The 13,586-nt window shown below is 71.6% G+C and carries 7 protein-coding genes; 1 reads left to right on the top strand and 6 read right to left on the bottom strand.

The annotated features are described in order from the left end of the window. Positions 1 to 70 precede the first annotated feature (70 nt). Positions 71 to 2,317, top strand: a complete 2,247-nt coding sequence (locus BM342_RS13280; RefSeq protein ID WP_092967021.1) for a RecQ family ATP-dependent DNA helicase — start codon at positions 71 to 73, stop codon at positions 2,315 to 2,317. Positions 2,318 to 2,390: 73 nt separating this feature from the next. Here the strand turns inward: BM342_RS13280 and BM342_RS13275 are convergent, their stop codons facing one another. The 6 genes from BM342_RS13275 to BM342_RS13245 all read right to left on the bottom strand — a co-directional run bounded on the left by BM342_RS13275 (position 2,391) and on the right by BM342_RS13245 (position 13,334). After that, positions 2,391 to 3,446 carry a DUF916 domain-containing protein gene (locus BM342_RS13275; RefSeq protein WP_092967019.1) on the bottom strand — a complete coding sequence of 352 codons (1,056 nt, stop codon included), beginning with the start codon at positions 3,444 to 3,446 and terminating at the stop codon, positions 2,391 to 2,393. 8 nt (positions 3,447 to 3,454) lie between these two features. Then, entirely contained in the window at positions 3,455 to 4,090 is a 636-nt protein-coding gene (locus BM342_RS13270) for a hypothetical protein (protein WP_092967017.1), read from the bottom strand. Positions 4,091 to 4,146: 56 nt separating this feature from the next. Further along, positions 4,147 to 9,114 carry a family 43 glycosylhydrolase gene (locus BM342_RS13265; RefSeq protein WP_143109879.1) on the bottom strand — a complete coding sequence of 1,656 codons (4,968 nt, stop codon included), beginning with the start codon at positions 9,112 to 9,114 and terminating at the stop codon, positions 4,147 to 4,149. A gap of 361 nt (positions 9,115 to 9,475) precedes the next feature. Then, positions 9,476 to 10,315, bottom strand: coding sequence for a hypothetical protein (locus BM342_RS19630; RefSeq protein ID WP_143109878.1), 840 nt, complete (start codon positions 10,313 to 10,315; stop codon positions 9,476 to 9,478). Positions 10,316 to 10,503: 188 nt separating this feature from the next. After that, entirely contained in the window at positions 10,504 to 10,911 is a 408-nt protein-coding gene (locus BM342_RS13250; protein WP_092967009.1) for a DUF5684 domain-containing protein, read from the bottom strand. Between the two features lie 140 nt (positions 10,912 to 11,051). Next, on the bottom strand, positions 11,052 to 13,334 hold the full coding sequence (locus tag BM342_RS13245; RefSeq protein WP_092967007.1) for a DEAD/DEAH box helicase: 2,283 nt from the start codon (positions 13,332 to 13,334) through the stop codon (positions 11,052 to 11,054). Positions 13,335 to 13,586: the final 252 nt, after the last annotated feature.

Here is a 13,586-nt window from a genome sequence, read left to right as displayed (position 1 = left end):
GATCGATACGCGTTGCAGGGATGCGCGCGCAATCTACGCTCCCCGGTCACCGCCGGCAACGTCCCCGAACATGGGGCACTCCGAGCCGGATGCCGCGGGCGGGCCCGTCATCGCGGGTGCGGGTGTCGGCGGCATCCGCCAGAGTGGGACGGTGACCGAAGCCCCCGACGCCGCCGCACCCGCCTCCCCCGATGCGGGGCCCGACGGTTCGGCGCTCCACGACGCGGCGCTCGGAGCCCTGCGCGAGCTCGTCGGGCGCGACGACGCGGTCTTCCACGACGGGCAGTTCGAGGCGATCCGCGCGCTCGTCGAGGGGCGCCGGCGCGCGCTCGTCGTGCAACGCACCGGGTGGGGCAAGTCGGCCGTGTACTTCGTCGCGACCCTGCTCCTCAGGCGTGAGGGCGCCGGGCCGACCGTGCTCGTCTCGCCGCTGCTCGCCCTCATGCGCGACCAGATCGCGGCCGCCGAACGGGCAGGCGTGCGCGCCGTGGCCATCAACTCGACCAACGCCCACGAGTGGGCCGACGTGCTCGCCCGACTCGACGCCGACGAGGTCGACGTCCTGCTCGTCTCGCCCGAGCGCCTCAACAACCCCTCGTTCCGCGAGCAGCAACTGCCGACCCTCGTGCGGCGCATGGGCATGCTCGTCGTCGACGAGGCGCACTGCATCAGCGACTGGGGGCACGACTTCAGGCCCGACTACCGGCGCCTGCGCGACCTCATCGCGCAGATGCCGGCATCGGTGCCCGTGCTCGCGACCACGGCGACCGCGAACAGCCGGGTCGTGGCGGATGTCGCGGAACAGCTGGGCGCGACCGTCGGCGACCCAGGCGGCGACCAGGGCGAGGGGGTGCTCACGATCCGCGGGCCGCTCGCGCGCACGTCGCTGCGGCTCGGGGTGCTGCGGCTGCCCGATTCCGAGAGCCGGCTCGGCTGGCTGCTGAGCCACCTCGACGACCTTCCGGGGTCGGGCATCATCTACACGCTCACGGTCTCGGCGGCGACCGACATCGCCCGCGTGCTGCGCGAGCGCGGCCACGACGTGCGCGCCTACACCGGCCAGACCGACCCCGACGAGCGCGAGGAGTCCGAGGGCCTGCTCAAGCGCAACGAGGTCAAGGCGCTCGTCGCCACGAGCGCGCTCGGCATGGGGTTCGACAAGCCCGACCTCGGCTTCGTGCTGCATGTCGGCGCCCCCTCGTCGCCCGTTGCGTACTACCAGCAGGTCGGCCGCGCCGGCCGTGCGAGCGAGAGCGCCGACGTGCTGCTCCTGCCCGGTTCCGAAGATCGCGCGATCTGGCACTACTTCGCGACCGCCTCGATGCCCGATGAGGATCGAGCGCGCCGGGTCATCGACGAGCTCTCCGATGTGCCGCTCTCCACGCCCGCGCTCGAGGCCCGCGTCGACATCCGGCGCACGCCGCTCGAGCTGCTGCTCAAGGTGCTCGACGTCGACGGCGCCGTGCGCCGCGTCTCGGGCGGGTGGATCGCCACGGGCGAGCCGTGGAGCTACGACGCCGAGCGGTACGCGCGCATCGCCGCCGAGCGCGAGGCCGAGCAGCAGCACATGGTCGAGTACGAGCAGACCGACGGGTGCCGCATGGCCTTCCTGCAGCGCTCCCTCGACGACGAGACCGCCTCGCCGTGCGGCCGCTGCGACAACTGCGCCGGGGTCTGGTTCCCCGGCGACGTCGACGGCGATGCGGCGGCCGCGGCATCCGGGGCCCTCGACCGCGTCGGCGTGCCGATCGAGCCCCGCAAGGCCTGGCCGACCGGCGCCGATCGACTCGGCGTGCCGGTCAAGGGCCGCATCGCGCCGACCGAGCAGGCAGACGAGGGGCGAGCGCTCGCCCGCCTGACCGACCTCGGCTGGGGTGGCACGTTGCGCGAGGTGTTCGCCTCCGGGGCGCCAGACCGGCCCGTCACCCCGCAGATGCTCGACGCGTGCGTGCGCGTGCTCGCCGACTGGGGCTGGGCCGAACGGCCGGTCGCGGTCGTCTCGATGCCGTCGCGCTCGCACCCCGAGCTCGTGCGCACGCTCGCCGAGGGCCTCGCCCGCATCGGGCGCCTGCCCTACGTCGGCGAGCTCACCCTCGTGAACGGCGGCCCGAGCGGGCAGCCCGGTGGCAACAGCGCGTTCCGGCTCGCGGGCGTCTGGCAGAGGTTCGCGGCTGACCGGCTCGACCTGCCCGCCGGGGGCGTGCTGCTCGTCGACGACCTCGCAGACAGCCGCTGGTCGCTCACCGTCGCCGCCCGCGAGCTGCGCCTGGCGGGCGCCTCTTCGGTGCTGCCGTTCACGCTCGCGCTGCGCGGCTGAGCCTCAGGCGCACGGCGCCGCCGAGCCGGTCGGCCGAGGGCCGGTTCACATCGGCCCGTTCACGTCGGCCGGTTCACGTCGGCCCGCCCGCGCCGACCACCTCGCGGCGCCCGGCCTCGCGCGCTGCGGAGACGAGCTGCTCGACCCGCTTCGACCTGCGGCTGCGACCGGCCGCCGCGCCGAGGGCGATGAGCACGAGCGCCAGCAGCGCGGCGAGCTGCGCAATCGGCAGCGCCCAGACCGTCACCGTCCGAACGACCGGTGCCAGTGCGGCGCCGGCTCCGTTCGGCCCGACCGTCGTCGCCTCCGCGGTCACCGGCAGCGTGATCGGCCCGAGCGGCCAGGCACCTGGCACCGTGAAGCTCACGGTTCTCCGGTCACCCGGCAGGAGTTCCACGGTCCGCCCGGGCTCCAGGCCGGTCGCCGGAATGCTTCGGCCGCCCGTGGCGAGCGACGGTTCGACCGCGAGCCGCACGTTGCCCGTGTTCTCGAGCTGCGCGACGACCTCGACCGAGCCGGGCGCGAACGGGTTCCACGAGAGGCGGTATCCGCCGTCGCCGACGACCGCGAGTCCCGGCGCGATCTCGCCCGTGACGCGGGTCGTCACACGCAAGCCGACCCGACTCTCGACGCCGACCCTCGCCCCGTCACCGCTCGAGAGCGCCGTGATCGACGCGGCGACGCCGGCGGCGTGGTTCCCAGGCGTGGCGTCTTCGGGCACCGTCACGGTGAAGGGCACCACGGAGCTCCCGCCGGCCGGCACCACGACCTCGGGGGCGAGCGAGATCCAGCTGCCGGCATCGACCGACGCCTGATCCGACGGGAGCATGTTGAACCGCCCCGCCGGGGTGAGGTACCCGTCTGCGGCCGTGAGCGAGAACCGTACTTCCTCCTCGCCGAGGTTGCGCACCACGAGCCGCTCGGTCGCGGTCGCGCCGGGGTCGAGTTCGAGGTCGACCCCGGCCCGCCCGTCGGCGCCATGCTCGTCCGCCGGGGCGACCGACCAGGTGACGGCCGAGGCCCCGTCCTCCGCGTGCGCGGCCGCCGGTGCGAACACCGGCACGGTCGCGATCGCCGCCGTGACCGCGGCGATCACGGCAGCGGATCGGAGGACGGTGCGGCGGTGCACGGTCGGTCCTACTCGAACAGCGAGAGGGTCATCGTGGCCGTGTACCCGCCGGGCGCGACGTCCGCCGGGGTCCGCAGGAACAGGTCGGCGTTCGCCGACCACTGCCCTTCGGGCGCGATGGCCCCCGAGTCGATCGCGAGGGCGAGCAACTCCTGGTCGACGAGGCCGAAGGGCGCCGAGGCATCCGGGTCGTCCTCGTCCATCACCGTGTCGACGACGTCGCCCTCGGCGACCAGCCCGGCATCGCCACCGTCGATCAGGTGCGGCGCCCAGCCGAGGTGCCCTGCCCCGATCGCCGGCTGCCCGGCGTCGCCGACGAAGTCGCTCGAGGTTCCGAGCACGTACCAGCCCGCCCCCGCCGGGATCTCCTCAGCCGTTCGGGTGTCGGTCACGGTGACGGTCGGCAACTGGCCGACGAACTGGCGCTGGGTGGCCGTCGAACCGTGCTCGGTGAGCGTCGTCGCGGTGTTCGCGACCGTCATGGCCAGCACGCCGGGTTCGGCGAGCTCGGCGATCTCGACGCCGATGTCGACCGTCCCGTCGCCGTACTGCTCCTCGGCGGCCGCCACTCCGGCGATGCCGACCAGCATCGCCGTGCCGAGGCAGACCGCCCCGACTCGCGCCGTGGTTCTCGCGTTCCTCATCCTCGTGCTCCTCGTCTCATATCGTGTTCGGTTCAGGCGGGTCCGGCCGGTCTGCATCACTCGCACGAGACCCCGCTGTACGCGGCATCCGCGGTGTGCGTCACCGTCCGCCCGTCGATGACCGCCTCGACCGTCACGGTGACGACGCCGGCCGACACGCTCGCCTGCCGGGTCGTGAAGGCGGCGGCGGTGTTCTTGCCGGGCGCGACCGCGGCGACCGTCTTCTGGCCGTACGCCGACGCGAACGCCACCCTGACGGGCACCTCCGTCGCGTTGGCCAGCGTCGCGGTCACGACGACCTTCTTCGCCACGCACCTCGTGCTCGCCGTCGCCGTCACGTCCAGCGGCGGCTCGGGGGCCGCGTCCGACGTGATGATGAGCCAGCTCAGCTGCACGTCGGGGCCGCGCGTCGGGCTCAGCGAGACGTCGACCCGACCGTCTTCGCCGACCACCACTCCCGCGTAGGCCGCGGTCTGGTTCGTCGCGTCGAAGTCGTGGTCGGCTTCGACGACCACGCCGTTCACGGTGACCTTCGCACCGCGGTCGTCCCATTGCGCCCACGGGTCGGAGTATCCGGCGTACACGGTGTACGTTCCCGGCTCGAGCCCGTCGAAGCGGTAGGCGAGGTCTGCGCCCTCGGTCGCGTAGCGCAGCGTGCCGAACATCGTGTCGCTCTGCGTCGACACCGCGTTCTGGTCGCCCAGGTAGCCCCAGGCCGCGCTCGTGCCCGCGTCGACCCCGTACTTCTGGTCGGGCCGGCTGTTCAGCAGCGGCGCCTGCTCGGCGGCGGTGTCGACGAGCGTCTGCCAGTCGGCCGTACGCTGTCCGCCCGCGTTCACCGCGTACCGGACGTTCTCGGGAACGACGGTGACCGTTCGGGTGAAGGTCCGACCGCCGAGGTCGGGCAGCGTGCCCGTCGCAGTGACGGTGCCCGGCAGGTCGAAGGAGCCGTCGAAGGCCCACGTGACGGGCTGCGTCGTCGTCTCGCCGTTCGTCGTGACCGTCACGGTGGGTACGTCGAGCGGCTCCCCGAGCTTCACGCTCGCCGGCACTCCGGAGACCTCCCACGCCGACCATCCGTCGAGCTGGTCGAGGGTCCACTCGTCGTACACCTCGACCGACAGCGTGTCGCCGCCCTCGCCGAGGCTGAGCGGCAGCCAGACCAGCGGTGCGCTCGCGAGCGCCGAGTCGGAGCCGCCGTTCCAGCGGTCGCCCATGTAGATGTACTTGCCGTGCTCGCGGTCGACCGGGATCACCGAGGTCGGCTGGGTGTTCCACGAGTTCGACTGCGCCCACCACGGGAACGGGTCGCCGATCTCGGTCCAGTCGCCCATGATGTCGGTCGTGCTCGCATACCGCGTGGGATTCGGCGACCAGCCGCTCGTGCCCGAGGTGAGCAGGAAGTACCGGTCGTCGTGCTTGAAGAGGGCCGGGGCCTCGCGGGACTTCCCGGCGAAGATGCGGTTGAAGTCGACGCCTTCCACGGCCTCGTCGGCCGGCGTCGCGAGCGCGGTGTACTCGGCGTCGAGCTTCGAGATGTACATCGTCGCGTTGTCCTCGCTCGAGTAGATGATGTACCCGGTGCCGTCGTCGTCGACGAAGAGGTTCATGTCCCGGGCCATGCCCGGGTCCCCCCATCCGTCGGGCGACGAGTTCAGCGCGAAGCTGTCGATGTACCGGAACGGACCGAAGGGCGAGTCGGCCACTGCGACGCCGGCCCTGGCCTTCGCGTACTGCGCGGTCGAGGTCTCGCTGGGTCCGTCCATGTGCGCCCACATGACCCACTTGCCGGTGGCCTCGTTGTGGATCACCTTCGGTCGCTCGATGATCGGCGGCGTCACGCCGGCGACGGGCACCGTGCCGAGGTCGCGATAGACGGCGTCCTGCTGGGCCTGGCTGTAGTCGCCGTAGAGCGCGTCGAAGTACGGCTCGTCGAACTGGGCCTTCGACGAGAGGGCCCGCAGGGCGAGGCCGCGGTCGGTCCAGTTGTAGAGGTCGTACGAGCTGTAGACGTGCACGCCGGGCGCCGAGTGGTAGCCGTTCGTGCGGTCCTCGCCGTAGAGGTAGTAGATCGTCTCGCCCTCGTCGTCGGTCGACGGCACGACCTGTCCGCCGTGGGCCTGGATGAGCTTGCCGCTCGTGTCACGCCACTCCTGTCCGGGCCGGAAGCTCGTGTACGCGGGGATCGCCTCGAGCAGGTCCTCGAACGCCGCCTTGAGCCGGTCGTAGGCCGCCTCGATCGCTTCGACGTCGGTCGAGTCCGCGTCGACGAGCTCCTGCGCCTCGGCGCGCGCTGCGACGAGCTCCTCCAGGCTCGAGTCGGTGTAGTCGATCCCGTCGGATGCCTCGGACTGCGCGAGCTTCTCTGCGAGCACCTCGGTGCCCCAGACGGCGGGCGCCTTGACCAGCACGTAGTTCACCGCGGGGTCGAGGAAGGCGTTCGTGCGCCCCGAGGCGCTGTGCACCGAGACATCCAGTCGCCCGTCGCTCACGGTCACCGGGAACGTGCGCTCGAGCAGGGAGTCGCCGGCGGTGACGCTCGCGAGCGTCTGGCCCTCGGCGCGCAGCTCGACCGCGCGTGCCGCCCAGCCGGACGGCATGTCGAAGCCGAAGGTGAGCTCGTAGTCGCCGTCGGGCAGGTCGAAGCCGTAGCCGACCTCGCGGTTCGCGAGTGTCGCACCGGCCGGCTCCTGATCGACGAGGATCGTGTCGGTCCGTGCGGTCGAGGTGCTCGAGTTGCCCCGGACGGGGTTCGACGTTCCGCTCGAGACGTAGCCCCAGCTCGCGCCGGTCGCGGCGTCGGCGCCGAACGCCTGGTCGGAGCGGGTCTGGTAGAGCCCCAGGCGATCGCTCTCGGCGACGGCGTCGGTGGTGACCGCGCCGCTGTTCGCGAAGTACAGGGTGAAGTCGTGCGCGACGAGCTCCGAGAGGGTCGCCTCGGGGAAGTCCCCGCCGTCCTCGGTCTCGGGGATGTCGAACGTGAACTGCTGGTTCGCCCCGCCGTTCGACTGCCAGAGTCCGACCGTGGCACCCGCAGAGGTCGACTGGCCCGACACGTCGAGCACGCGCTCACGGGCGGCGTTCAACAGCGTGAAGCGGGTGCCGTCCGTCGAGCTCGCGAGCCATTGCGCCGAGGCATCCGTCGCTGCCACCTCGTCGCTGACGGCACGCAGAGCGGTGCTGCCGTCGCCGTTCGTCACGAGGGCCCGGCCATCGGCGAGGCGGAGCACGAACCGGTCTCGTGCCGTTCCGTCGCCTTCGGCGAGGCGGGTCGCCGTCCACACCTGCGCGGCGGCGTCGGCGGTCGAGCCGCCGAGCACGGTCGCGGGCGAGCCTGCGGTGGCCGTGACGGGCTTGCCGCTCTGCGTGCCGACGAGACGGAACTCCTCGCCGTCGCGCAGGGCGGGCGCATCGGCGGCGACGCCGCTCGCGCCGTCGACGACGAAGGTCGTCACGGACTTGGCCGGCACGGTGAGCACGGCCGACTTCGTGGCCGCATCGATCGCGACGGATGCGCCTGCGACGAGCGCGTTCGCCGACGGCTGGTCGGTCGGCGACTGGGTCGTCACGACGGGCGTCACGGTCGCGCCGGCGCCGATCTCGGCGAAGCGCGAGAGGTCGACGCGCACGGTCTTCGCGGTACCCGAGGTGTTGGTGTGCACGAGCACCGCGCCGGAGCCGTCGGCCTTGACCGCGGAGGTCGTGTTCGCGTCATTCGTCGGCACGACGCGGTCGCCGGGCTCGATGTAGTGCGTGAAGTTGCGCAGGGTGTCGTACTTCGTGTTCGTCGCCACACGGCATGACGGGTCGGCGTCGCCGTCGGCGATGCGCCGCACCGAATCGCCGTCGGCGTTGCAGTCGAAGTCGATGAACACCGAGCCCCAGTTGAGCTTCTCGGTCTTCTCCATGTTGTAGAGGTCCTCGACCGGCTGCCAGAGCACCCACGCCGAGGGGTCGAGCTCTCGCAGGTCGCCCGTGATGTGCTGGGCGATGCCGAGCCCGTTCTCGATCGACGCGGGGTTCCAGGAGTTGCCGCCCCAGTTGCCCTCGACCTCGCTCATCCAGAGCGGCTTGTCGGCGGACTTCGCGATGTCGCGCACGCGCAGGCGATCGCCGGTGCCGTAGGTGTGCACGTTGAGCTGGTCGACGGCCTGCTTCGCCTCGGGCGTCCAGCCGTCCCAGTCGGTGACGAAGCGACCGGGGTTGGTCTCGTCGGGTCCTGAGATGCCGGCGTCGGTGGTCGTCTCCGCTTCGGCGAGCTCGGCGGCGAGGGCGGTCAGCACCTCGGCCTGACGGGCCGGCCCGACGTGCGCCCCCTCCTGGCGGCCCCCGGTCGGCCGGCCGTCGCCGCCGAGCGTCGTGCCCCAGTAGTTCGTGTTCGGCTCGTTGAGCGGATCGATCGTGTCGAACGAGATGCCCGAGGCGTCTTCGACGTGCTCGACGACCGTCTTCAGGTAGGTCGCGAACTTGCCGATCGCAGCCGGCTTGATCTGCTCGGCGTTCGCGTCGAACCCGCCCGAGACGTAGCCGCTCTCGGTCATGAAGTAGGGCGGCGAATTGCTGAACGCCTCCCACTTCGTGACGCGGTCCTTGATCTCGTCGACCCAGGCGAGCTGCGCGGCATCCGTCTCGAAGTCGTAGTCGGATGCCTCGTCGCCCGTCCAGGCGGCGAGGTACCGGTCGCGGTCGGCGTAGGTCGAGGTGATCGCGCCGTCGCCGTCGACCAGGGGCGCGTCGGCGTTCCACCATCCGGGCACGGCGCCGCCGGCACGCAGGTAGTCGGGGACGTCGCTCGCGTTGCCGCCGCCGACGTTGTAGCGGGCGATGTTCAGGCGCAGGCCGTCTTCGCCGAAGAGCTGGTCGATGAGCTCGGTACGCAGCTCGGCCGGGTACCCGCCGGTCGCATTGGCCATCCAGACCAGGCTGGTTCCCCAGCCCTCGAACTCCGGACCGGTGACGGCCGGGTTGGGCGTGAGCACCGCGTCCGGCTCGGCCGCCGCAGCGGGGAAGGCGGTGAGTTGCACGGAGCCGACGATGGCGGCTGCGGCGACGGCGACGGCCGCCGCTCGGCGCGAGCGTGAGGTCAAATGGGACACCGTTGTCTCTTTCGATCAGGAATGTTGACGTAAACATTCAGATGTTGACGTCAACATATCGGACATCACGACTCGTTGTCGAGGGAATTCGAGAGATCGTCGAAGGTAAACGTTGTAACCCTGCCGCGGTCTCGCGGAGAGGCCGTGCCTGCGCCCGCGCCACGGTGCCGACACCACGGACGTCGACCCGATCCGGCTCCGGTTCACACTGCCGACGAATGCCCGCAGACGGCAGCGGCGCGTGCCCCGAGACCTGAGGCCCGGCGATGCCGCTCCGACTTCTGCGGAATCACCCCTTGGCGGAGTCCTCGGTGGGCTCGGGGGTCGGCGCGGCGTCGGCCGGCGGGCCGAACAGGGTCCATGCGCCCGAGGAGCACAGGTAGTACGACGCCGTCTCGGTGTCGATGTACACGTCGCCGTCGGTGACGCAGGTCTCCGGTTTCGGCGCTCCCATGCCGAGCAGCACCTGCGTTCCGGGCGCACCGGCGGCGCCGGTCTCCCCCGTGGCGCCGGTCGCGCCCGTTGCACCGGTCGCTCCGGTGGCTCCGGTCTCTCCGGTCGCGCCGGTCGCCCCGGTGAGGTTCTCGGCGGCGGAGGTGCGGATGTTCCCCACGAGCTCCCAGTCCCCGTCCTGGAAGAGATAGACGTCCGAGGTGGAGAGATCGATGTAGACGTCTCCCTCGTACCCCTTGCCCGCCTCCGGCGCCCCGGTGCCCGCGCGAACCGCCGATCCCGCCGGCAGGATCTCCTCGAGGGCCTCCTCGTAGGCCGCCTCGTCGACCACGACCGGCGTCGGCGTCGGCGTCGCGACCGCCTCGGTGCTCGCCGAACCCGCGAGCCACGAACCGAGGAACGCCGCGACGAACGAGAGCAGCACGACGGCGACGCCGACCCAGATGAGGGTCGGCGCGGTCACGCCGGCGGGCTTCTTCGCCGTTTCCACGGTTTCCGCCGCCTGCGGAGCGCTGCCGGTCGCCGACGTGTCGGTCGTCGCGGTCGCGTCCGTCGGCGTGGCCGGGGCGCTCGCGGGATCCACGCCCGTCGACCCGGTCGTCGAAGCGCTCGCGGCCGGATCCGGCGGCGTCCGCCCTTCGGAAGGCGTCTGCTGCGGGTTGCCGTCGTCGACCATGTCGTGCCCCTCCACGTCTCGCGCCCGGACTCGGCCGTGAGTGCACGGCGACGGGGCGTGTCGCGCTCATGCTAGTGGCGGGTCTCGCACCCGGACGTCCGCGAGCGCTCGGGAGTGTCGCGGCGATGCGAGAGGCCCGCGTCGCGCGACGCGGGCCTCTCGTGGTGAATCGAATGTGTCGTGGAGGCTCAGGCCACCGCGGCGCGCCCGCCCGGGCCGACGTACTTCGCCGATCCGAGGCCGATGATCAGGTATCCGATCAGCGAGAACAGCCAGAGCAGGAAGAAGCTGAACGCGCCGCCCTTGCCGAATGCGGCGCCGAGTCGGAACGCGACGAAGATCGCGAAGATGAAGTTCACGATCGGGATGAAGTACAGGAGCACCGTCGCACCGTGGTAGCCGGCGATCTTGACCAGCACGTAGATGTTGTAGATCGGGACGATCGCCGCCCATCCGGGATAGTCCGTCTTCGCGAAGACCAGCCACAGGGCGATCGCCCAGATCACGTACCCGATCAGCCCGCCCCAGAACGAGCCGGAGTAGTCCTGCGTGGCGACCAGGTCATCGCTCGCGGCGACCAGCGTTGAGACATCCATCGTGTACCGCCTCTGCATCGTGGAGCAGGCACCGTGCCCGTCGCGAGCCTAGCGAGCGGCACATCGAAGTCGGCCCCGGCACGCGGAACGGGCCCGCGTCATGACGACGCGGGCCCGTTCGTTCTCGGGTGACGGATGCCTCAGACGGCCGTCGGCTCGTCGGACGGCTCGGCTTCGGGTGTGCCGGCCTCGTCCGCGGCGTCGGCCGCGGCATCCGTGATCTCGACCTCGCCCGCCGCGGGCGCGACCGGGGCGTGGTCCTCGGGGAACGCCTCTTCGCCGAACGCGAGGAATTCGAAGTCGACGTCGATCTCGGCGCGGTCGAGCAGCTCGGTCATACGGCGCTGGCGGTTGCGGGGGATGAGCGTGACGACGCGACCCTCCTTGCCGGCACGGCCGGTTCGGCCGGAGCGGTGCAGGTACGTCTTGTACTCGTCGGGCGCGTCGGCCTGGATCACGAGGTCGATGTCGTCGACGTGGATGCCGCGTGCCGCGACATCCGTGGCGACGAGCACGTCGACCCGGCCCGAGGTGAGCTGCTGCAGGTTGCGCGTACGGCGCGACTGGTTGAGGTCGCCGTGCAGGGCGACGGCACGGATGCCGTAGTCCTCGAGGTGGTTCGTCAGGTCTTCGGCGAACGCACGGGTGCGGCTGAAGACGAGCGTCTTGCCCTTGCGGTTCGCGAGCTGGGCGACGATGTCGCGCTTCTCGCGGTTCTCGATGACGAACACGCGGTGCTCGATCGTCGAGGACGCCTGGTCCTCGCCGGCGACCTCGTGCACGGCCGGGTCGACGAGGAACTCGTCGACGAGTGCAGCCACGCCGGTGTCGAGGGTCGCCGAGAAGAGGAGCTTCTGGCTGCCCTTCGCGGTACGACGGAGGATCCGCTGCACGGGCTCGAGGAATCCGAGGTCGCACATGTGGTCGGCCTCGTCGAGCACGGTCACGGCGATCTCGCTGAGGTCGAGGCGGCCCTGCTCGATGAGGTCCTCGATGCGACCGGGCGTGCCGATCACGATGTCGACGCCGCGCTGCAGCGCGCCGACCTGGCGACCCTGGGGCACACCGCCGTAGATCTGGGTGGTGAAGAGGCCGACGCTCTGCGCGATCGGCTGCACCGTGCGGTCGATCTGGAGGGCCAGTTCGCGGGTCGGCGCGAGGATGAGGGCGCGGGGGCGACGGCCCATCTGGCGCTTGCCTCCGGCCTTGCCCGACTCGGCCCAGAGCTTCATGAGGCGCTCGACCGTGGGAGCGCCGAACGCGATGGTCTTGCCCGAGCCGGTCCGGCCGCGGCCGAGCACGTCGCGACCCTCGAGCACGACGGGGATCGTCGCAGCCTGGATCGGGAACGGCGAGGCGGCGCCGAGGTCGGCGAGCGCGCGAACCACGTTGTTGCCGAGGCCGAGGTCGCCGAAACTCACGCCGTCGACGTCGCCAGCCTGGATCGCCTCGGCCTCGAGGCGCTCGAGCACGACGTCGTCGTTCGGCGTGAAGCGGCTGCCGGCGTCCTTGGCCGGGTAGAAGCTCGACGGGCGACGCTCGGAGTCCTGGAACCCGGGACGGTCGAAGTCACGGCGGGCCGGACGGTCGTTGCGGTCGAAGTCACGGCGGGGCGCACGGTCGTCACGATCGAACGAACGCGCCGGACGGTCGTTCCGGTCGAACTCGCGACGGGCCGGGCGGGCGTCGCGGTCGAACGAACGCGCCGGACGGTCGTTGCGGTCGAACTCGCGACGGGGTGCACGGTCATCACGGTCGAACGAGCGGGGGGCGCGGTCGTTCCGGTCGAACTCACGACGCGGCGCACGGTCGTCACGGTCGAACGAGCGCGCGGGACGGTCGTTGCGGTCGAACGAGCGGGGAGCCCGGTCGTTGCGGTCGAACTCACGACGCGGCGCACGGTCGTCACGGTCGTACGAACGCGCGGGACGGTCGTTGCGGTCGAACGAGCGGGGAGCCCGGTCGTTCCGATCGAACTCACGACGCGGCGCACGGTCGTCACGGTCGTACGAACGCGCGGGACGGTCATTGCGGTCGAACGAGCCGGGGGCGCGGTCATCGCGGGCCGGACGGTCGTTGCGGTCATTGCGGTCGAACGAGCGGGGGGCGCGGTCCTCGCGGTAGTGCCGAGCGCCGCGGTCGCCCTCGCGGGGCGCGCGGTCCGAACGGTCGTCGCGGCCCGGCCGGCCGTCGCGGTCGGCTCGGTGCGGCGCGCGGCCCGAGGCGACGCGCTCGTCGCGCGACCAGCGGTCCTTGGCGCGGGGGGCCTCGGTCTCTTCGGGGCGGTAGCCGCGGTGGCCGGCGCTGCGCGAGCCGGGCTTGGTGCCGCCGGCACGTGCCGGACGGCCCTTGCCGCCGCTCGCATACGAGGGATCGAAGTTCTTGGCCGGGCGTCCGCCGGCGGGCTTCTTGTTCTTGGGCATGGATGTGCTTCCTGGGTTACTTCAAGTACATGGCAGCGCCGCTGAAGGCGCGCGCTGAGAACCCGGAACATCGTCGACCGGGGCCGTTCACATACGGTGACTATTCGCGACCTGATGACGCGAAACCGGCCCTTTGGACTCACAAACCCATCCGCACGACATGTGCGGTGTCCAGAACCGACTTCAGAAGACTAGCGGATACCGCTGGGAAACCGCCGTGCACCGGGTGTTCCCTCGCGGATTCCGAGGCGC

The organism is Agromyces sp. CF514, assembly GCF_900113185.1.
Lineage (GTDB): Bacteria > Actinomycetota > Actinomycetes > Actinomycetales > Microbacteriaceae > Agromyces.
Note: the sequence above shows the minus strand (reverse complement) of the source record. Positions and strands in the feature narration are given on the sequence as shown.